This window comes from Williamsoniiplasma somnilux, from assembly GCF_002804005.1.
GTDB classification, from domain to species: domain Bacteria; phylum Bacillota_I; class Bacilli_A; order Mycoplasmatales; family Mycoplasmataceae; genus Williamsoniiplasma; species Williamsoniiplasma somnilux.
In genome coordinates this window covers 84,943-106,905 of record NZ_CP024965.1, presented here as the reverse complement: position 1 = coordinate 106,905, position 21,963 = coordinate 84,943, and the positions used below count along the sequence as shown (strand labels likewise).

The 21,963-nt window shown below is 29.1% G+C and carries 20 protein-coding genes and 1 riboswitch; of the genes, 1 reads left to right on the top strand and 19 read right to left on the bottom strand.

Features of this window, described 5'->3' with window-relative positions; genetic code table 4:
• Nucleotide 1: 1 nt before the first annotated feature.
• Genes rpoE through gltX form a run of 3 tightly spaced genes read right to left on the bottom strand, consistent with a single transcriptional unit; the run spans nucleotide 2 to nucleotide 3,171 of the window.
• Nucleotides 2-424, bottom strand: a complete 423-nt coding sequence (gene rpoE, locus ESOMN_RS00440; protein WP_024863839.1) for a DNA-directed RNA polymerase subunit delta — start codon at nucleotides 422-424, stop codon at nucleotides 2-4.
• A gap of 33 nt (nucleotides 425-457) precedes the next feature.
• Nucleotides 458-1,669 (bottom strand): HD domain-containing protein, encoded by a 1,212-nt coding sequence (locus ESOMN_RS00435; protein WP_024863840.1) that lies wholly within the window; start codon nucleotides 1,667-1,669, stop codon nucleotides 458-460.
• 59 nt (nucleotides 1,670-1,728) lie between these two features.
• Complete coding sequence (gltX, locus tag ESOMN_RS00430) at nucleotides 1,729-3,171, bottom strand: glutamate--tRNA ligase (RefSeq protein ID WP_034942682.1); 1,443 nt, start codon at nucleotides 3,169-3,171, stop codon at nucleotides 1,729-1,731.
• A 193-nt stretch (nucleotides 3,172-3,364) separates the two neighbouring features.
• Here gltX and ESOMN_RS00425 point away from each other — a divergent pair, with 193 nt between their 5' ends.
• Nucleotides 3,365-5,365, top strand: coding sequence for a type IA DNA topoisomerase (locus ESOMN_RS00425; protein ID WP_024863841.1), 2,001 nt, complete (start codon nucleotides 3,365-3,367; stop codon nucleotides 5,363-5,365).
• Nucleotides 5,366-5,389: 24 nt separating this feature from the next.
• On the opposite strand, the gene ESOMN_RS00420 is transcribed toward ESOMN_RS00425, so the two are convergent.
• From ESOMN_RS00420 to ESOMN_RS00345, 16 genes are all read right to left on the bottom strand, one after another.
• Nucleotides 5,390-6,136 carry an ABC transporter permease gene (locus ESOMN_RS00420; protein ID WP_024863842.1) on the bottom strand — a complete coding sequence of 249 codons (747 nt, stop codon included), beginning with the start codon at nucleotides 6,134-6,136 and terminating at the stop codon, nucleotides 5,390-5,392.
• Nucleotides 6,129-7,022 (bottom strand): ABC transporter ATP-binding protein, encoded by an 894-nt coding sequence (locus ESOMN_RS00415; RefSeq protein ID WP_024863843.1) that lies wholly within the window; start codon nucleotides 7,020-7,022, stop codon nucleotides 6,129-6,131. Before ESOMN_RS00415 ends, ESOMN_RS00420 begins: the two co-directional genes overlap by 8 nt.
• Nucleotides 7,010-7,678 carry a hypothetical protein gene (locus ESOMN_RS00410; protein ID WP_024863844.1) on the bottom strand — a complete coding sequence of 223 codons (669 nt, stop codon included), beginning with the start codon at nucleotides 7,676-7,678 and terminating at the stop codon, nucleotides 7,010-7,012. Before ESOMN_RS00410 ends, ESOMN_RS00415 begins: the two co-directional genes overlap by 13 nt.
• A gap of 116 nt (nucleotides 7,679-7,794) precedes the next feature.
• Nucleotides 7,795-8,388 (bottom strand): hypothetical protein, encoded by a 594-nt coding sequence (locus ESOMN_RS00405; protein WP_024863845.1) that lies wholly within the window; start codon nucleotides 8,386-8,388, stop codon nucleotides 7,795-7,797.
• 24 nt (nucleotides 8,389-8,412) lie between these two features.
• Nucleotides 8,413-8,994: a hypothetical protein gene (locus tag ESOMN_RS00400; protein ID WP_024863846.1), complete on the bottom strand. Its 582-nt coding sequence runs from the start codon at nucleotides 8,992-8,994 to the stop codon at nucleotides 8,413-8,415.
• 67 nt (nucleotides 8,995-9,061) lie between these two features.
• Nucleotides 9,062-11,533, bottom strand: coding sequence for a vitamin B12-dependent ribonucleotide reductase (locus ESOMN_RS00395; protein WP_034942687.1), 2,472 nt, complete (start codon nucleotides 11,531-11,533; stop codon nucleotides 9,062-9,064).
• A gap of 81 nt (nucleotides 11,534-11,614) precedes the next feature.
• Nucleotides 11,615-11,679: riboswitch (nucleoside riboswitch) on the bottom strand.
• Nucleotides 11,680-11,776: 97 nt separating this feature from the next.
• Nucleotides 11,777-12,463, bottom strand: coding sequence for a M48 family metallopeptidase (locus ESOMN_RS00390; protein ID WP_024863848.1), 687 nt, complete (start codon nucleotides 12,461-12,463; stop codon nucleotides 11,777-11,779).
• 88 nt (nucleotides 12,464-12,551) lie between these two features.
• Nucleotides 12,552-13,484: a carbamate kinase gene (gene arcC / locus ESOMN_RS00385; RefSeq protein ID WP_024863849.1), complete on the bottom strand. Its 933-nt coding sequence runs from the start codon at nucleotides 13,482-13,484 to the stop codon at nucleotides 12,552-12,554.
• A 34-nt stretch (nucleotides 13,485-13,518) separates the two neighbouring features.
• Nucleotides 13,519-15,156 carry a YfcC family protein gene (locus ESOMN_RS00380; protein ID WP_024863850.1) on the bottom strand — a complete coding sequence of 546 codons (1,638 nt, stop codon included), beginning with the start codon at nucleotides 15,154-15,156 and terminating at the stop codon, nucleotides 13,519-13,521.
• 44 nt (nucleotides 15,157-15,200) lie between these two features.
• On the bottom strand, nucleotides 15,201-16,196 hold the full coding sequence (argF, locus tag ESOMN_RS00375) for an ornithine carbamoyltransferase (protein ID WP_024863851.1): 996 nt from the start codon (nucleotides 16,194-16,196) through the stop codon (nucleotides 15,201-15,203).
• Nucleotides 16,197-16,216: 20 nt separating this feature from the next.
• A complete protein-coding gene (locus ESOMN_RS00370) occupies nucleotides 16,217-17,410 on the bottom strand; it encodes an arginine deiminase (RefSeq protein ID WP_024863852.1) in 1,194 nt (397 codons plus the stop codon).
• A gap of 186 nt (nucleotides 17,411-17,596) precedes the next feature.
• The gene (gene ychF, locus ESOMN_RS00365; RefSeq protein ID WP_024863853.1) at nucleotides 17,597-18,691 is read right to left on the bottom strand and encodes a redox-regulated ATPase YchF; all 1,095 of its coding nucleotides are present in this window, start codon (nucleotides 18,689-18,691) and stop codon (nucleotides 17,597-17,599) included.
• Nucleotide 18,692: 1 nt separating this feature from the next.
• Nucleotides 18,693-18,893, bottom strand: coding sequence for a DUF951 family protein (locus ESOMN_RS00360; protein ID WP_024863854.1), 201 nt, complete (start codon nucleotides 18,891-18,893; stop codon nucleotides 18,693-18,695).
• Complete coding sequence (gene rsmG / locus ESOMN_RS00355) at nucleotides 18,893-19,594, bottom strand: 16S rRNA (guanine(527)-N(7))-methyltransferase RsmG (RefSeq protein ID WP_024863855.1); 702 nt, start codon at nucleotides 19,592-19,594, stop codon at nucleotides 18,893-18,895. Before rsmG ends, ESOMN_RS00360 begins: the two co-directional genes overlap by 1 nt.
• Before the next feature lie 41 nt (nucleotides 19,595-19,635).
• On the bottom strand, nucleotides 19,636-20,271 hold the full coding sequence (pgsA, locus tag ESOMN_RS00350; protein ID WP_051445530.1) for a CDP-diacylglycerol--glycerol-3-phosphate 3-phosphatidyltransferase: 636 nt from the start codon (nucleotides 20,269-20,271) through the stop codon (nucleotides 19,636-19,638).
• Nucleotides 20,272-20,367: 96 nt separating this feature from the next.
• Nucleotides 20,368-21,942: an APC family permease gene (locus ESOMN_RS00345; RefSeq protein ID WP_024863856.1), complete on the bottom strand. Its 1,575-nt coding sequence runs from the start codon at nucleotides 21,940-21,942 to the stop codon at nucleotides 20,368-20,370.
• Nucleotides 21,943-21,963: the final 21 nt, after the last annotated feature.

The following is a 21,963-nucleotide window of genomic DNA, read 5'->3' as shown; positions in this document are numbered from 1 at the left end:
ATTAGTTGTCATCTGAAAATTTATCACTTATTTCTTCAATTTCTTCGTCTTCTTCGTCTTCTTCGATTTCTTCATCATCATTTTCAAGGTCTTCTTCAATTATGTCAGTGATCTCTTCTTCAGATTCTTCGATTTCTTCAACTTCAACCTTTTTCTTAACTGGTTCAAAAATTAAATTTGCATATTGTTTTTTAACATCTTCGAATTTTAGATTTCCCTTTAACGCTCAAGAACCATCTGGAGTTAAAGAAAATCTATTATCTAAGACTAAGCTGCTATAAAGACTTGCTAATGCAGTATCCTTTTGGTTTGATTCTATTTTGTTTTGTTTCAAAACAGCTTTAGAAATATCTTCAAATTTTGCTTTATTTTTTTTAGCTTTTAAAAATTCATAAGCTGCATTAATATTGGACAATTTTGCCATCAATAATTCTCCTTTTTTTACAACAAATAGATATTACACTAAATCTTTGGGAAATAAATAATTTTCTTCAACATTAGTTTTGTTAATTGTTTTCATAGAGTTGGCAAACATTGATAATTTTGATAACGGTTTTACAATCCCTTTTTCTTCTATTCAAATGGTCTCATCTTTACCATCAATCATTCCATCAACATAAACTGTTAATTTTTTAGAATGAGTTTTTAATAGATAATATTTTTCATTTAAATTTTTCTTTGCTATCGCTTCTTTAACTTCTTTAATCCTTATTTCGCTTTCTTTATAGATTGCAAAATATTTACGATTAATCAAACGATTAGAAAAATCTGCTAAAACCAAATCTGATTCATCTACACAAATTTTAAACATTTCTGCCATTTTGTAATCATCATACATTAAATAGTTTTGAACTTTTATAATTCCTTTATCAAGAATCGGTTGTAAATTTAAAATTAAATTTTTATTCTTAAATTCAAATCCAGAATTATATAATTCTTCAATTCTTTTAAATCAAGAAACAAACATTGCATCAAAAAGAATCGACATTTTATGATTGTAAACTTGTTGATACATATGATATCTACCCAATAAATAAGATTCAATTGCGTTAATAGATTTGTAAGGAAAAACAATTTTATTCTCAATTATCTTAATATGTCTAACTATTCAGTTAATATCCAAGGCAGCATAATCAACACCACAATTGTATGAGTCGCGCATTAAGTAATCAAGTCTATCAGCATCAAGTTGAGATGAAACTAATAAATTAATAATTTTATTTTTATATGTACCACGAATAATATCACAAACATTTTTTGGATTAATGTCATATTTTTTAAGTATTGGATAAATATTTCCGTGTTTGTTAGAAATGATATCAATCGTGTATTGTTCATGTGATTGTGTAGTGATTTTTTCAAAAGTATGAGAAAAAGGGCCATGACCAAGATCGTGCATTAAACCAGCTAGTTTAACCAAAACTTTGTCTTTTTCACTAACATGTTTTGTAAACTCAATCGAATCAACGAAAATGCCAACAATATGATAGACACCAATGGAATGAGAAAATCTTGTATGAGTTGCACTAGGGTATGCAATGGTTGAACCACCAAGTTGTAAAATTCTTCTTAGTCTTTGAAATTCAGGTGTATCAATAATTTCTAAATAAATTGGATTGTCAAAAATAATATCTCCGTGAACACTATCTCTAATTACTTTTTCGTACATAAATAACGTTACCTCTTTACTTGTATATTATATTTAAAAGAAAAGGATTTTTCTTTTACTTAACCAATGTTTTTTAAGACTTTGTCTTTACCTAACAAATAAATCACATCTACCAGTGAAGGTCCATGTTGTGATTTTGAACTAAAAATCCTAATAGGCATAAATAATTCTTTACCTTTAGCTCCGGTTTCTGCTCCGGTTTCTTTAATTGCGGATTTAATATTTTCAATAGTTCAGGAATCCATTGTTGATATTTTATCTTTAAATGTCTTGATTAAATAAGAATGATCAGCAAGTTCTAATAGTTGTATTTTAGTTTCTTCATCAATTTCAATATCGTTAAAAAATAAATCTAAATGATCATTAATTTGAATTCCAAATTCTAGTTCTTTTTTGAAAAGTAATAAAACTTGGTTAATTCATTCAGCACTTTTAGAATTTAAATTAAAACGTTTTTCATCAATAAATTTTTTTATAAAACCCAAATACTCTTCATCCGCTAATTTCTTCATATATTGTGAATTGATTCAAGTCATCTTGACCATATCAAATGTTGAAGGTGCTTTTGTAAAACGTTTTTCATCAAACATTTCTATCAATTCTTTTTTAGAAAGTATTTCTTTTTCACCAACAGGAGATCAACCCAGCAAGGCAATGTAATTAAAAATTGCTTCTGGTAAGTATCCTTTATTTTTGTATTCTTCAATAAAAAATAATGCATTACCACTTCGCTTTGATAACTTTTTTCCTGTTGAATCAACAATTAATGTTAAGTGACAAAATAAAGGATAACTTCAATTAAATGCGTCATAAATCATCATTTGTCTAGGAGTATTAGAAATATGTTCTTCACCACGAACTACATGTGTAATTTCCATGTCATGATCATCAATCACTACTGCAAAATTATATGTTGCAATTCCATTTGATTTTAAAATTACAAAATCACCAAGTTCTTTGGAATCAAAAGAAACCTCACCACGAACTAAATCCTTAATTGTATATACTTCATTTTTAGGAACTTTAAAACGAATTGAAAATTTTTTTCCCTCTGACTCTAATTTTGAAATTTGTTCTAATGATAAATTTAAACATTTTTGATTATACTTTGTAGCAACTATCCCTAAATTTGTTTGTTTTTCATAATCTGCTTCTAATTCTTCGTTCGTACAAAAACATTTGTACGCAGCTTTTTTTTCAACTAAATCAAAAGCAATTTGTTTGTATTGAGCAAATTTTTGAGATTGCATATATTGACCATATTTATTATTGCCAGGTTTTAAAAATGATTCATCCGCAATTATTCCTAATCATTCTAAATTTGCGAATTGTGATTCAATTGCTCCTTCGACATTTCTTTCTAAATCAGTATCTTCGATACGAACAATAAAATCACCATTATAATGTTTAGCAAATAAATAATCCATTAAAGCTGTTCTTGTATTTCCGATGTGCAAAAATCCTGTAGGGCTTGGTGCATATCTTAATCTAAATTTGCTCATATATATCTCCTTATAAACTCATAATATATCTTACCTTTTTTGTCTTAAAAAGATAATTAATATTTAGGTATGATATTAAAATGAGTGTATACAATGACTATTAAAACTTGTTAAATTTGCTTTTAAAAATAAAAATTTGTATTTTTTTTAAAATTAAAGGTGTTATAAACAATAAATAGAAAGAGGTCAATAGATGAAAATATTAGTACTTTTAGAATCACCATCAAAAATTGTCAAGATCCAACACTTCTTAGAAGAAGCTTTTCCTGAAAACGAATATACAGTATTAGCAAGTGGTGGACACATTAATAGAATTGCGGATAAAGGAACTTGAGGTTTGGGTATTGATCTTGAAACTATGACTCCAGATTTTGCTTTAGATAGAACTAAGTCTAAAAATATTACCGCCATTAAAAAAGCAGGTAAGGCTGCTGACTTAATTGTTTTAGCATCAGATCCAGATCGCGAAGGAGAAGCTATTTCATATCATTTAGCTAATCTTTTTGAACAGGACCCTAACAAAATTAAAAGAGCAACGTTTAATGAAATAACAAAAGAAGCTGTTATTGATGCATTTAATAATTTAAGAGATTTAGATCAAGATTTAATAAATGCTCAAGTCACAAGACAAATGCTAGATAAAATAATTGGTTATCTTGTTTCTAAATCATTGCAAAAAACAACAGGTTTAATGAGTGCTGGACGAGTACAAACACCAGCTTTAAATATTTTGGTAACCAGAGACAAACTTATTAAACAATTTAAAGAAGTTAAATATCAAAAAATTAGTGTTGTTGATAAAAAAAACAATATCTTGTTAACTTTGAACAAAGGTTTAGATAAAAAAGTTGTTAATACCGAAAAAACTGGCTACATAACCAGCTCTCAAGCTCAAGAAATCATTAATACATTAGATACCAATTATCAATGTGTTGAATATAAGGGAAATGAATTTGAAACTAGAAGTTTTAAACCCTACTCTACTGCTAGCCTTTTACAGGATGGTTTTTCAAAATTAAGATTAAGCGCTTCCCAAATTTCAATAGCAGCGCAAAAACTATATGAAAATGGATTAGTAACTTATATTCGTACAGATTCAAATCGTTACTCAGAAGCTTTTGTTAAAGATGCAAAGAATTACATTAATACAAATTTTGAAAACAATTTATTTAAAGATATCGTGATTGTTAAAAAAGATGCAAATGCTCAAGATGCTCATGAATCGATTAGACCGACTGATTTAAAAGCAACTCCAGAGCAAATTCAAATTGAGGATGAAACTCAAAAACGTTTGTACTCTTTAATATGATGAAATACTGTTAAATCTTTAATGCGTGGACCAAGTGGAATTAATCACCGTTGAACTTTAATGAATAATAATTATGAATTCAAACAATCTTGACAAGAAGTTAAAGATTTAGGTTACCAAGGAATTAAAAAAGATAATTTGGATGAAAATGTGGAAATGGATGATAATGAAGAAGTGATTGAACAAGTTACTGATTCAGCTCCTAAAGGTTTTACTTTTAATGATAAATTTTCAGTAGAAATTAGTAAAGACAAAATTATCAATGAAGATGCTAAAACAATGCCACCAAAAATGTTTAACCAAGCTTCTTTAATTAAAGAATTAAAAAATTTAGGAATTGGAAGACCTTCAACATATAACCCTACTCTATCTACTTTAAAGGAACGTGAATATACAATTTATCATAAGGGTAAAGCTATTGAAGTAACTGATAAAGGTTACACAGCAAATGATTACTTATACCAAGGTTTCCCACATTTATTTGATTTAGGTTACACAGCACAAATGGAAACAAAACTAGATGAAATTGCAAATGGTAAAGACAATGGTAAAGACTGACTAAAAGAAATTTATAGTGAATTAAACGAAAAAGTAAAAGTAGAAAATGAAAAAGCAAAAACTAGTGATTTGCCTTGTCCAAGATGTAAAATAGGAACACTAGTGTTTATAAAATCAAAATTCGGTCGTGGACGTGGTTGTTCTAACTTCACAACTACTGGTTGTGGATATCGTGAATATGAACAACCAGATGGTAGCTGAAAAGAATATTTAGAACCAACACCTGAAGAAAAAGCTGCCAGAGCTGAAGCAAGAAAGAAATTTTTAGAAGATCGTAAAAAAGCTTTTGAAGAAAGAAAAAATAAGAAAACAAAAAAAGAGCAATAAGCTCTTTTTTTTGTTATGTTAATTTTAAAGTGGTAAATCTTTGTTTTTAAAGACATATATCGAACCAATATATAAACATACACTCAAACCAAATAAAGCAAGTGATTGTGGCAATCATGTAAGAACATCTGAAGCATTAATGTTTGGCACATCCATTAAAGAAATTAATGACAAGTACTTGATTCACTCAAAACTTGTGAATAACTGTGCTCCTGTGCCTCCCAAAAAGTTAAAAACAATAAATAATAATGTTAATCCTCCAGTTATTGATAGTGATAGCGATGACTTGTTAAAATATGTAGAAACAAAGAATGCAATTGCTGACAATGATATTAATAAACCTAAAAAGTTTAAACAAATTAGTGTTCAGTTAAGCATTGTTATATCTGTTTCATAAATAGAAAACGCAATAACCCCAGTTATATACAATACAAAAACATGAGCAATAACTGATAAAATAAAGAAATTCATTTTACTAATTATAATTTGTGTTCTTGATAGTGGTGAAGACAATAAATAAGCCATATGACCTTTTTCAACTTCTCCAGTTATTAATTTATTTCCAATAACAGCTATAAAAATCATCGGAAACATCGTTGCTAAAATACTAAAGAATGAAACTTGTATAAATTGCTGCATACTAGGGATTCTATCTGATGCATGTCCTGTAATAATTACCGATAATAAACAACCAAACGATAAAGCAGTTAAGGCAACTCAAAGAATTCAACTTTCTTTAACTGAACTTTTAATAATTTCTTTATTAAACATTTTTAATTCCTCCTTGTTTTTCTTCTTTTTTGTAAAAGTCTAAAAAATACTCCTCTAAAGAAAACGGAATTTCATTAAAATCTTTAATATTAAATTTTTTTAATTTTTCAAAGAAATCATCAACTTGATCATACGGAATTTTATATAAATGTTTAGTTTTTGAATTTTTATATAAATATTCCTTGAGGACTTTGCTGTCTACAAACTCAATTTCATATTTACGATCACTTTTTAATTTCAATTTATTCATTTCTACATCGGAAATAATTCTGCCTGATTTAATAATGGCAACTTTGTCACAAGTTTTTTCGATTTCAGCAAAAATATGTGAACTCATTAAAACTGTTGTTCCAGCAGCTTTTTCTTTTAAAATCAAGCTAATAAATTTTTCTTGCATTAATGGGTCTAATCCATTGGTGGGTTCATCTAAAACCAATAACTTGGGTTTGTGCATAAACGCAATCACAAGACCAACTTTTTGCTTCATCCCCTTAGACATTTTTTTAATTTTTACATTAGGATCAAACTCTCAATAATTAATTAATTCTTCGACATAATCTCAATTAGTTTGTTCTCTTAAATTAAAAATCATTTTAATAAAATCTATTCCCGAATTATATTCAGGAAAAGCAATTTCTCCCGGTAAATACCCTAAATCATTTTGAATTAAATTTGATTCTAATCAAGCATCTTTACCAAAGATATGAGCAGAACCAGCTTGGGGTTTAAGGTAACCCATAATATGTCTAATTGTTGTTGATTTACCAGATCCATTAGGACCTAAATAACCATAAACTTCTCCGGCTTTAACTTCAATATTAATATCAAAAATCCCGTAACCAGTTTTGAATTTTTTTGTTAAATTTTTTATTTCTATAACTTTCATAATTTACCTTTCTTTTTATAATTAATACTTAAAAAAGAAAGAGCTGGTTTGTACGCAAATTTATCTGATTTTAAAATTTCAAAAATGTTCTTTTTAGAAATCAAAAAGACATTAACTAAATAATTGTTTATGAAAATAATTTTTGAAATTAATAGTTGCAAAAAAATTCTTTTTAAAATAGTTTTAAAACTTTTGCTAATTGTCAAAATATGAAATTTTTTAATAATTTTTTTGAAACTATTTTTGTAATAAAAGATTAAGATGTTGTTGATGTTTTTGTCCATTAAATAAACCAAAAATATAAAACCACAAATAAGCATGGCCACAAATAAGTTCGACACTGGAGAAACTACGTTTTTGGTGTGTGACATGCTTGGTGCAAAAAGTGACATTGCACAAATAATTAAAAGAATTGAACCAATAAAAAAATGAATTGAATTAAAAAAATGTACAGTTTTTCCGTGATTATTCATTTTGTTTTTAAAAGATAAATATACAGAATAAATCATAAAATTTAATCAAAAAAATCAAACCAATGAAAAATTAATAAAATAATGATTTTCATAACTTTTACCTTGTGCTCAAACAACCATTAATAAATTAGGAACAAATAAGAGAAAAAAAATATAATTTAATAAATACATTTTTTTATTCATAAAATCACCCTGACTCTTTAAAGTGATTTTACTACATTATTTAATTAAAAAAGCGAAAAAACCTATATAAAGAGTGTTAGTTATATTTAAAAAAGCGAGTAATATTACTCGCTTTTTTAAATATAAAATTTGGAAACACAGAATCCACAACCCATAATCTTGAAATCGAAATTTTTAATTTTGAACAAGGGTGCATTAATGTATTTTTTACAATAACGCGAAACCACAGCATAAACTGGTTTAAAGCATAATAGTGCAATCATAAAGTTTCCTACACCATGAATTAAATCAAAGACCAAGCCTTTAATTCAATAAGCAATCATCGTTGATTGATCATACAATAAATATTTAATTCCAGCATCAATAGCTCCAAATAAAAAGCCGAAAATAGTGTTAACTGCAATCACCAAAACTCAAGCGTATTCGGCATATTTTTTAAAGAGAGAAAAACTCAAAGTAAGTAGTGGCCATACAATAATATACAAAATAACTCAGTCACCAAAACCATAAGTTAAAGCTTCTAAAAGAACAAAAATTAAAGCTATAGTCATTGACATATAGCGATGCATACATAATCCAGCAATTGATAACATCAATGTCACTAATTCAACATTAGGAATTGATGCTAACGCTACTTGTAATGCGTAAACTAAAGCGGCATAAACGCCAATAAAAGTTATTTTTAAGGTAATTAATAACGACTTTCTCATGACGCCTCGCTTTCTTTTTAATTATTATAATTTAACTGCTCAAAATGTAAATTCATTATATCCTGGTTGTAAATAAAGATACGAAACCCCAACTGGAGAAGAATATTTAATTCCGTTTTGATCTTGTTCAGCATTTTTTAAACACTCTTCATCAGTTGAACTAGAAACACTTCATCAACCTTTATCAATTTTGGCATTTAAAATATTTTCAACATATATACCATATTGACTTGGTGGAGAAAGTTTAAAAATATTTGTTTGTTTTTGAAGTCAATCACCTAAAGTTAAACCTAAAAAATTTTTCAATTTTTCGTCTTTATAGTGATAACTCAATGCTGGTTTAACATCTTCAATAAAATCGTTATCTTCTGCACTATTTGGCGCTACTTTAACATTAATTTCTAAGCTGATTTGATCTAATCTTGAAATAATTTTTCTAGTACTATTTAATTTGTCATTTAAAACAAATAACCAAATAAAAGTTCCGATAACTAAAGCTGTTAAAGTTGCTGACAAAATTGTTAATCATTTAATTTTTCAATTTTGATTAGTTAATTTATCTGCTTCAGTTTTTTCATTATTATTTTTTTGTTTTGAATTAATCATTTTAACCTCTCTCTAAAAAAGACTTCGCTCTAAAGAAGTCTTTTTAAATTTTTATTAATTTTCTTTTTTATAAACCACATTTAACTTGGGCATTGCAATTGTTGCAAGTAACACAACCACCTGAATCAATTAGAGTTCCTAATTCACAAACAGGACAAGTATCACCAATTTCACTTCCGATATTTTTTGGAGTTTCGGAAATAGTGTGTTCTTGTAAACCTACTCCTTTTTTAGTAAATTCTTCTTCAAATAAGTTTTCTTCTTTTTCTAAAGAAAGGACTTGAGTATCACGGGAACCGTCAACATAAACTGTTCCACCTTTTGCTCCGTTTTTATACAGGTATGAATAAATTTCTTCAACTTGAGAAACTGTATAACCTTTTGGAGCATTAACAGTTTTTGAAATTGATGAATCAACTCATCTTTGAATAATACATTGAACATCAGCATGCTCTGTTGGGCTTAACGACATGGCATTAACAAACATATTTGGCAATTGTTTATTAATGAATTCTGGATTGTAATTTAATCATTGCTCAACAATTGGTGCTTTTACTTCCATAAATTTACCTAATCTTCCACTTCTAAAGTAAGTGAATGCGAAGTATGGTTCTAATCCTGTTGAGCATCCAACCATTGTTCCCGTTGAACCTGTTGGGGCCACTGTAATTAGATGGGAATTTCTTAAACCAAACTCTACAATACCATCTTGAATATGTTTTGGCATTGATTTCATAAATCCTGATTGAATAAATTTTTGGCGATCAACCAAGAATGGGAATACACCTTTTTCTTTTGCCAAAGCAATTGATGTTTCATAAGCGGTTACTGTAATAGTTTTAAATACTTCATCAACAATTTTATTGCCTTCTTGACTTCCGTATTTAACACCAGCTCAAATCAGCATGTCATGTAATCCCATAACACCTAATCCGATTCTTCTTTCTCCTAATGCTTGTTTTTTATTTTGTTCTAGGAAATATGGAGTCGCATCAATAATATTATCTTGCATTCTTACCGCTGTCTTAACAGTTTCTTTAAGTTTATTAAACAAAATTTCTTTTGTTGATTTGTTTACAAAATTAGAAAGATTGATAGCTCCTAAATTACATACTGAATAAGGCGCCAATGGTTGTTCACCACAAGGGTTTGTACATACAACTTTTTGTCCATAACCTTGAGCATTTGTCATTTTGTTAGCTCTGTCCAAGAAGAAAATGCCTGGTTCAGCTGAGTAAGTTGCACAAAAATTAATTAATTTATATAACTCACGAGCTGAAATTTTAGAATGTTTTTTAACAGGATATCCTAACGCTTCTCATTCAAAGACATTTCCAATTTCATGTCACTTTTCATCATAAAATTTCTTTTGCTCTGGAGTGAAATTTAAATTATCTGGAAACATAAATTCTCACTCTAAGTTATTTTCAACTGCTTCCATAAATTTATCAGAAATTGCAATCGAAATATTGGCCCCAGTTAAAAATTTTGAATCAACTACTTCATAAGTTCCTCCAGAATATAATTTTTTCTCAATGTCTTTAATAAATTTCTCATCGAAGTTTTGTTTATGTTGAATAATATTTTCATAAACATTTCTTTCATTAGCATCAAAAGGTTTAAAAGTAATTTTTTTATTCACTTCATTTAAAATTAATTCTGATCTAAAGTTTTGTTTAATGAACTGTAATGAATTAACATTTTGCATTTTCGAAATAATAAATTCAATTACATCAGGGTGTCAATCGGCTAACATGATCATTTGCGCTCCACGTCTTGAACCACCTTGTTCAATCAAGTGTGTTAGTTGCGAAAGGTCATTTAATCAAGAAACAGCTCCTGATGATGAACCCCCAACACTTAGAGCCGGAGATCCTTTTGGTCTTAAAGTTGAACCGTTGGTTCCAACCCCTCCTCCTCTTGACATAATTTCGGCAGCTTCTTCACGATGTTTTGCAATTCCTTCACGTGAATCTTTTGGCATTGGCATTACGTAACAATTAAAGTAAGTAACTTCTTTATTTGAACCAGCTCCATACAAAACACGACCTGCTGGCACAAAGTTTAATTCCATAAGTTCATGAACAAAAGCATTAATTATCTCATTGCTTTCACCTGTTCCCAAATGAGAACCTACACGTTTAGCAATTTGTTCATAATAAAGTTCTATTGGTTTTGAAAGAGTTTGTTTATTTTTCAAAATTAAATTTGGAACATTTTTATCTGCTTTTAAATCATCTGAAATATTATTTAAATATTGGTCTTCAACATCAATTAAACATTTACCATCATTTCTGATTTCAATAACACGCCCAATTCCACGTGAAGGATAGTTTGGATCTTCTTTAATTATTGTCAAGACAATGTCTCCAACTTTTAAAGTTTTTAAAGTTTCGTCTTTTTGAGAATAACGGTCTAACATAACCATTCTTGAGACACCTTCAAAATGCAATTTATAATTTTTCTCAATTGGAAAAATATTTTTGAAGTGAGTTTTGATGTCTTCATTTAAATTGCTAATTATTTTTTCATTATACATAATTATATGTGCCCCTTTAATCTTAATTACTCATTGAAGAAGCTTATAAACCGCACAAAATACGGTTTGATAATTATGGTAACTTATAGTCCCTACTTTTGGTCTAGGGGTGGAGTCGATAGTCCATTTTACTATCCTATATAAGCTTCTAAAATCATTTGAGTCTAATTTAATTTTAAACGTAAAATGTGGAAATGTGCAAAACTTTAAAAAATAAAAAAAATTTCAACTTAATAGGAAATCTTAAATACCAGATTTGTCTAAAACATTTGATAATTCTTTATAATTTGACAAATATTGAGCGACCAAATATCAAAAATCGCGAGAGTGATTTGCAAATCGTAAATGCGATAACTCATGAACAATAACATAGTCAATGATTTCTGGTTTAAAGTGTAATAATTTAGTATTAAAAATTATTTTTGAGTGTGTCGGATAACAAACACCCCATTTCATATTCATAACTTTAATTGATAAATTTTTATACTCTAAGCCCATTTGTTGTGCTCATTGTGAACTGCGGTTGTTAAATCAATTTTTGTATTGCTTTGCTAAAAAAGTGTAAAGTTTAGCAATTTGCTCATCATTGTTATAGTAGTTCTTCATAAAAATCACATTATTTGCCATTTTAGTATGGATATTCTCCTCAACAAGTATAACTTCGATTTGTTGATCAAAAATTTTAATTCATGGCTTGCTAGCAAAAAAATCATATTTAGATTGAACTTCATAATTATTTTGCACTTTGTTGATTTTGTGATAATTCTTATAGATCAATTCATCGATTTCTCATTGAGAAGCACGTACAGGAGCTGAAATATAAATCTTACCTTCCTTAACTCTTAAAATAATATTCTTTTGTTGTCCATAGCGAATAAAATAATTAACTTTGTGTCCACTGACCTGTATACTTTTTTTTATTTCTGACATAAGCAATTACCTTTCATAAAAATATTATATAACTTTTAACGAAATTAAAAGGTGCCTAAACAGGCACCTTTTTTAAAGGTATTTTTATTTATTTAACAATTTTGGTTCCTGATTCACCTTTCAATACTGCTTCGACTTTATCAAGTGAACCAATATATGCAGGTTTACCATTTGTAGACTCTACAAACATCATTGCTGCTTGAATTTTTGGTAACATTGAACCTGGAGCAAATTGTTTTTGAACAATATATTCATTAGCTTGTGTTAAAGACATTAAATCAATGCTTTTTTCATCAGATTTATTATAATTGATAGCTACTCTATCAACTGCCGTTAATATAACTAACGAATCAGCATTGGTTAATTCAGCAACTTTTGCAGCAGCAAAATCTTTATCAATAACAGCGGCAACACCTTTATAAATTCCTTGTTTTTCAATAACAGGAATTCCTCCCCCACCAGTTGATATTAGGACAAAACCATTATTAACTAAGTTATTAATAATATCTTTCTCAACAATATCAATTGGTTTTGGTGAAGCAATAACTCTACGTCATCCTCTTCCGGCATCTTCTTTGACATCTCACCCATTATCTTTAGCTAATTTTTTAGCTTCTGCTTCATCCATAAACGAACCAATCGGTTTAGATGGATCAGAAAATGCTTTGTCATTTTTGTCTACTAATGTTTGGGTAATTATTGATGCTACAGATTTTTTGATGTTCCGTTTTTTAAGATCATTAATGAGTGCTTGTTGTAAATGATAACCAATATAACCTTGACTCATAGCTCCACATTCGGGAAAATCTACTAATGGTGATTTATCATCACTTTTATGCGCTAAGTCAAAACCGTTATTAATCATTCCGACTTGCGGTCCATTACCATGAACAATAATTAAATCATTTCCTTTAATAATAAAATCAACTAAATGTTTTGCAGTATTTTTAACAATTTCTTTTTGTTCAATTGGGTTATTACCTAAAGCATTACCCCCAACTGCTACTACTATTTTTGACATATGTTTCCTCTATTCTTATTTTTGAAATTAAAATTTATGCTATTGATCCGCCAATAACTCCACCAACAGCTAATAAGACAATTGAAAGTGCAAATAAAATTCCTAGAAGTGGCATAATTCCTTTTAAGAATTTACCATAATCAACTCTACAAATTGCCATCGCTCCCATAACAACACCACTGGTTGGTGTAATTATATTTAATAAACCTGAAGCAAATGAAAAGGCAGTTATTGAACCTGATGCAGTTACACCATCTCACTGTCCAGAAGTGTTTGTTACAACACCTGTTAATAGTGGGAAAATAGCAGCCGCAAATCCTGAACTAGAAGGAATTAAGAATGATAAAGGCAGGAAAACAATATAAAGTAAAATTACTTTACCAATTGATGAACCAATTCCTCCAATACTTGTTGCTAAACCATTTACAAATAATTCTTGCATATGTGATTCTCTTAATAAATAACCAACTCCAGCAGCAGTCGCGATAATTAGGCAAACACTTAGAATGTCAGCTGCTCCAGCCATGAAATCTTTTATGAAAATTGCTTCCCCTGTTTCGCCTTCGTTATGTTTTACCCCAATTGTGTTAATCATAGCAATGGCTATTGAACCAATTAAAAAGAAACCAGCAACAATTTCTAGTCCTCCGTTACCAAAACCAGGAATAGTTGAAGCTAAGTAAGGAATGTTTTCTTTAATTCAAATAGCAAAATCTTCCATAGCTTTAGTTCGAGTAATTGAATCTCAACCTACCAAGTAAGCAATCATAACAAGGAATACCAACCCGAAAATTGCAAGTGTTGATTTTTTTCTTCAATTCATATTTATTTTTTCAGCTGCATTTGATAAAAAGAATTTTTTATCTCCTTCAAGAGTAGCGAATGTTATAGATTTTTGCGGATTGTTTTTAACTTTTCTCGCATACATCATAACAAAAGCAATTGAAGCAATTGTAATAACAAATCAAGAAATTAAACGTCATACAAGTCCATCACCAACACTCATTTGTTCGCCTGATGGTGATTCACCTAGAGCATCAACTGCGATAGAAATAACAAACGGGTTAACAGTTGAGGCTAAAACTCCGGCTCCTGCTCCAACTAAAACAATTAATAATCCAGTGAATGTATCAAATCCAGCGGCAATCATTAGTGGCACCATAATCATATAGAAACCTAATGATTCTTCGGCCATACCTTCTGTTGTTCCTGCAATTGAAAAGAATGTCATAAGCGGAATAATAGCTCAGATTTCTTTTCCCTTTAATTTATTGATAATTGATTGTGAAAATCCTTCTAATGCCTTTGAAGAAACAACCATTCCTATAAAAGCGCCTAAAACCATGATAAAAATAATAACTGATGATTTATCAATAAACCCTTTCATAGGTGCAATAAATAAATCTATTATTCCCATTGCTAGAATTGGGGTTTTTTCAATGTGACCAGCAATTCAATTTCCGCCTTCTTCACCATTTTCTCAATAACCAGGAATGAAAACATCAGTTGTTACACCAGATCATTTTAAAATTCAAGAAATTAAAACTAAAGAAGCTATGATTAACATCAATATAGAAAATGCAGATCACATTTTGAAAGCTTTTTTCTTTTTGTTAGGATCTTTGCTTTTCAATTTTAAACCAAATCCTTTTTTTTGTTCAGTTTGTGTCATAAAGATCTCCTTTCTTAAAAAATTAATACTTATAGTATTATAAACTATTTTCCAATTGTCGCTACCATCACTGCTTTAATGGTGTGGAGACGATTTTCAGCTTCTTCAAAAACAATTGAATGCTTTGATTCGAAAACTTCATTAGTTACTTCCATTTCTGATAAACCAAATTTTTTGTGAATGTCTTGCGCAACTTCTGTATTCAAATCATGAAATGCAGGCAAACAGTGCATGAAAATAACATCTGATTTAGCAACTTTAATTGCTTTCATATCTACTTGAAATGGTTTTAACGCTTTAATACGTTTTTCTCATGCTTCTGGAGCTTCTCCCATTGATACTCAAACATCAGTATAAATAACATCAGCGTCTTTGCATGCTTTTGCCATATCATCAATCATTTCAACCGATCCTCCGCTATCTTTAGCAAGTTCTTTACATTTGCTAATTAGTTCAGCATCTGGTCAAAGTTCTTTTGGGGCTGCTGCTGCAAAGTGCATTCCCATTTTTGCACATCCAACCATCAATGAATTTCCCATGTTGTTTCTAGCATCTCCTGCAAAAACAAATTTTAAACCTTTTAGTTTCCCTTTACATTCTTCAATAGTTAACAAGTCAGCCAAAATTTGGGTTGGATGTCATTCATCTGTTAATCCATTTCAAACAGGAACTCCTGAATATTTAGCTAATGCTTCAACATCAGATTGTTTGTAACCACGGAATTCGATTCCATCATACATTCTTCCTAAAACTCTTGCTGTATCAGCAACAGATTCTTTTTTACCAAATTGTGATCCTGAAGGCCCCAAATATGTAACGTGTGCTCCTTGGTCTAATGCTCCAACTTCAAAAGCACAACGAGTTCTTGTTGAGTCTTTTTGGAAAAGTAAAACAACATTTTTGCCTTCCATCATTTTAGCTTCATTACCTGCATATTTAGCGCGTTTTAAGTCACGTGCTAGATCTAACAAGTACCTGATTTCTCTTGGTGAAAAATCTAATAATTTTAAAAAACTTTTTCCTTTTAAATTTACAGCCATGTTTTAATTTTCTCCATTTCCTATTTTTTTAAATCTTCTCTTCATAATGGCATTGTCATACATCTTGGTCCACCACGTCCACGTGATAATTCAGATGATGCTGTTGTTAATACTTCAACTCCAGCTTTTCTTAATAAGTCAATTGTTACTCAATTTCTTTCATAAGCAATAACCTTACCTGGAGCAATTGTTAAAACATTAGTTCCATCATTTCATTGTTCTCTTCCTGCTGCAATTGGATCATCTCCACCACAACGGATTAATTGGACTTTAGTTCCGGTAACATCTGATAAGAAATCAACTAATTTTTCTTTTACTTCTCTTTTACCTTTTGGAGTAAGTTCGTAAATTTTAAATTCATCAATATTATCAAAAATTAGTGGATGAGTAATAAATTTATCATAATCCACGTTTGTGAACACTGTATCTAAATGCATGTACGCTCTTGATTTTGGTAAATCTAAAACAACAATTTTTTTGTATGTTCCTTCTTTGAATAATCTTTCAGCAATTTTTTCAATTGCTTTCATGTTAGTACGTTGTGAAACCCCAATTATCAAAGTTTCTTTATTCAAGACAAGAATGTCTCCACCTTCAACATGAGCGTCTTTTCAAATTCTTTCATAGAAGTATGGAACTCCTTCAAATCTACTATTGTGTTTAAAAACAAAATCAGGGAATAAAGTTTCTCTGTTTCTTGTTACAGATCACATGTGATTTAATGTAACCCCATTTCCAACTGAAGCAAATGGATCACGTTGGAATAAAACATTTGGTAGTGGGTCAGCTACAAATGGATAACTATCTTTTGTATCTTTAATTCCCAACTCAATTTTTTTAGTTCCTGCAATCATTTTGATAACCATGTCTAAGTTGCTCATTTTTGTTAAAAATTCTTTATATTTTTTTACAAATTCTGGTTTAACATTAGCTTCTTCGATAAATTGCTCTACAAATTTATCTTTTAACTTTGGATTTTGATCTAAAGTTTGCGCTGTTAATTCTTCAATATAAAGAACTTCAATTCCGTTATCTTTCATGATTTTTGTAAATTTATCATGTTCTTCAACTGCAACTTTTTTGAAAGGTACATCATCGAATAATAGTCTCTCTAATAAATCTGGAGTTAAGTTTTCGATTTCATCACCAGGTCTATGAACTAATACCGATTTCAGTTTTCCAATTTCTGAAAATACATTTATTTTAGCTGTCATACTATAAAAAATTCTCCTCTTTTCGTCAATATGGGGGTAAACAATTTTTACCACCTTTTCATTATAACCCCTTATGTAAAATGTTCCAAAAAAAAATATAATTTGTGGAAATTTTTTCTAAAAATACATTTTTTAAGTGTTATACGACATTAAAAGTGTTTAAAAAAACTACTCGTAGGTAGTTTGTTAATTATTAAATTTAAAGAAACAAGAATCTCCATCTTGCATGATGTATTGTTTTCCTTCCAGTCTCATTTTACCGGCATCTTTAACAGCTTTTTCAGAACCTAATTCAAATAAATCTTTAACATTATATACATCTGCTTTAATAAAACCCTTTTCAAAATCTGTATGAATAATTCCGGCACATTGAGGCGCTGTCATACCTTTTTTAAATTGTCATGAATGAGACTCTTGAGGACCTGCAGTAAAAAAAGTCTGCAATCCTAATGTATCATATGCTGCTTTTATCAATGACTCTAAACCTGTTTGTTCTGCTCCTAATTCTGATAAAAATAAGGTTCTTTCATCTTGAGTTGCCTCAGATAATTCTTCTTCTATTTTGGCACAAATTTTAACAACTTTATTTCCTAATTTTTCAGCGTACTCTTTAACTTGTTTAACATATTGATTATCATCGGCTAATTCATCATCATTAACGTTAGCGACATAAATAAAAGGTTTAGCAGTTAATAATTGAAAACCTTTTAAAATTTTAGCTTCTTCTTCGTTTAAATCCAGTGTATTTAAAAGTTTATTTTCTGATAAACAAACTTTTAATTTTTGTAATAACTCATTTTCAATTTTTGCAAGCTTGTCTCCGGATTTAATTTTGGGGGCAATTCGTTCAAGACGCTTTTGAACAGTAGCTTCATCGGCTAACATTAATTCTAAATTAATAATTTCAATATCACGAATTGGATCAACAGTTCCTTCAACGTGAGTAATATCTTTATTATCAAAGCATCTCACCACTTCACAAATTGCATCAGTCTCACGAATGTTAGCTAAAAAAGCATTACCCAAACCTTCTCCTTTAGAAGCTCCGGCAATTAAACCAGCAATATCAACAAATTCAATTGTTGTTGCTACTCTTTTCTTTGATTGGAAAATATTCATTAATTTATCCAATCTTACATCAGGTACTTCTACCACACCTACATTTGGTTCAATTGTTGCAAATGGATAATTAGCAGCCTCAACTTTTGAATTGGTGATTGCATTAAAGAGTGTCGATTTACCAACATTGGGTAAACCTACAATTCCTACTTTTAAAGCCATTTTATAAATTCTCCTTTTTAATTATTTTTTTGATTTGTTTGTTCATTGTTGTTCTATCTAATTCTATAAATAAATCAAATTTTAAATTACTTCTAAATTTATATTTAAAACCTGTTTTGATTAATTCTCAACGTTCAGTTTTGCTTGGGTGTTGTTTTTTTAATTCAACAAAATCACCTATTTCAAGTAATTCATAATTCATTATTTTGATTCCTTTTTTATTTGCGCATAACTACGCGGGTAAATCGATGCTGTTGATTGAAATTTTTTGTAAAATAAATTGATACGTATGCCAAAACCAGTATCTTCTAAAGTTTGTTTATTCTCTAATTTTAATCCCATTTTTAAATCTTTATTTTTAAGATCTATAATTTCTTGTTCTGCTCGAGGACCTTTTAACAAAATGTAATGGCCTTCTATTTTTAAAAGTTGAACACCAATTTCTAAGATGATATCTAAGTATGCAACTGCACGAGAAATAACTATATCAAATGTTTCTTTCAATTGAAATGATAAATCTTCAGCTCTTTGATCGGCAACATTAATTCCTTTTAAATCTAATTCTTTAATTAATGTTCTTAAAAAATTAGCCTTTTTGTTATTAGATTCTATTAACAAAATTTTTGTATTAGGGAAAAATATTTTAATAACAACACCAGGGAAACCAGGACCGCTGCCAATATCAGCGATTTTTTGATTTTGTAAATTAAAAGCCTCAGTGAACAATAATGAATCTAAGAAATGCTTTTCATAAACATCGTCAATTGAAATTATTCTTGTCAAATTATATTTGGTATTCTCGCGTATTAAAATATCATAATATTTTTGTAGTTTATTCTTTATGTCTTCTGTTAAAACAATGTTTTTACATTTTTTAAAAATTGATCAATTATTGAAACTCATATTTTTCCTTTCATAAATAAAAGAGCGTTTGCTCTTTTATTTTATTTTGCAAATAAAGTAGGTTTAGCTTTTCAAAAGTAAACAATTCCTGAGTAAATACTAAAAATCGTTGCTAAGTACATAGGAATTAAAATGAATTGATTTAATAACCCGTATTCTCCACTTAAATTATTATTGTCATTGTTAAAAAATTTAAAATTAATAAAAAACAAAATTGAAAGTCCAAACATTTGGAAAACTGTTTTTAATTTACCAAAAAAACCTGCTGCTAATGTGACTCCTTTTTTTGACAAAATCATACGAATAAAATCCACAAAAATATCTCGAAGAATTAAAATGATAGTAATTCATACAGGTAAAGTTCCAATCGCTGAAAATAAAATCAGTGTTGAGTTAACTAACAATTTGTCAGCTATTGGATCAAAAAATTTACCAAAATCAGTTACTTGATTATTTTTTCTTGCCAAGTAACCATCTAAGAAATCCGTTAAACTAGCAATGACGAAGATAAGGCCTCCCGCCAAAAATAAAATCGGCAAATGATAATCGTCAATTGTAAGTTCTCATTTTCATTGATTTCCTTTTTGAATTTCAGTATAGAAACTTATCAAAATTAAAACAATAACAACAGGAACTAATATCAATCTTAATAATGTCAATCTGTTTGGTCAATTCATAAATTAATCTCTTTTCATTTAAATTAATTTTATCATTTATTAAAGGCGTAAGGTTAGAATTAAAGTCATCATAAATCAAAAAAATCTAAAGTAAATTTAGATTTTTTTTGTATTTTGAAGTTCATTTTCTTGTTTTTTAAAAAAGATTTCTTGTAATCTATAAACTCCGTAATTGATAATTAAGGAAACTATTAAGAAGACTGTAAATATAAATCCATCAGTTTCCATTCAACCTTTTTCACCATTAAGAACATTGGCAGGAACCACAAATGAAAACACTCCTAAAATTGTAAAAATTGTAATCATAATTCCGGAGATTCAAGCAAGAGGTAAAAATAATCTTACCTTATCAACTTTGACTTTGTTCGTTTTTCTATTTCAAATTGCTGCAAAAATTACTGTTGTAATACACAAGAATGATGTTGCTGAGATTGCTGATGCAAAATCCCCCATTAATGTTAAAGGTTTGTAGAAGACATCACCTTGTAAAGCTTCTTGAGAAGAAATTATTGTTGAAAAACCATTCCACTGAATATACTCAATTGGCAGAGCAAAACCAAGAATAATCAAAGCGCAATAAACTGCTGCTACAATACTGGTTTGTAATCAAGTTGAGTATGCTCTTGACATTTTTTTATTCGGATCTTTTTGATATAACAATCCTACTTGTGCATCTGATTCAACATCAATTGAACCAATATAAGTAAAGACATTAATATTCAAGAAACAAATAATCATTAAGATAATATTTGACAAAATTCTTGACATTGATTGTACAGTTTGTGAAATTTCATCACCAGTTTTTCCACCACTAAAAACTTTTTCTAATAAACGCACAATTGAACCATCTGGTGACCCCAAGAATAATGATATCGCCATTAATGTATAGAAAATTGCAACAAAGATCATTCCAAAAAATAAAGCTTTAGGAACAACTTCTTTATGAGTTGCATCTCTTTGTGCGTTAGCAATATAAATATATCCATCAAACGAAAATAAAATTGCTCCAAAACCACCGATGAAAGCTGTTCCGGTAAAATTACTTGTTGATCAATCACCAGCATGATTTATTCCACCGTTGTTTCACATTGATGAAGTTCCTCCCGGTGTTTTATCCATTAAGATGAAACCAGCAACAAAAGCAACCACCAAAGGAATAAATTTAAAGATGGTTCCAAAAACTTGGATGCCGCGACCATATTTAGGTCCATAAATATGTAAAAATGAAAAGCTTCCAAGAATAAATAAGCCTGCTGCTAAATAAATTGTTAATTGCATTGCTGGATCAACAACTACACCCATTGCTTTAAATAAGTACATAATAAAACTTCCAACAAAAAATGATTGAGTTGAAGGAATATACATAAGCATGTAAAAAATAGAAAACATTGAAGCTGTTTTTCTATTAATAAAAAGTTTGGTTCAGTTAGCAACTGTTCCGTTTCCGACATGTTTCGTTGATGAAGATATTTCAATAAACACTGCTACAGATAAAACACAAATAAACCCAACAATAATTCACAAAATAATTGCTACAATTGGGTTTTGTGTTTGATTTAATAATTCGTTATTTTTCATGTAAATACCAGTACCGATAACGGTACCGATAACCATTGTGAACAATGTCAAGAATTCAAACGATTTAGTTTTAGTTCCGCTTGTTTTTTGCATAGCGCATTTCCTCCAAGATAT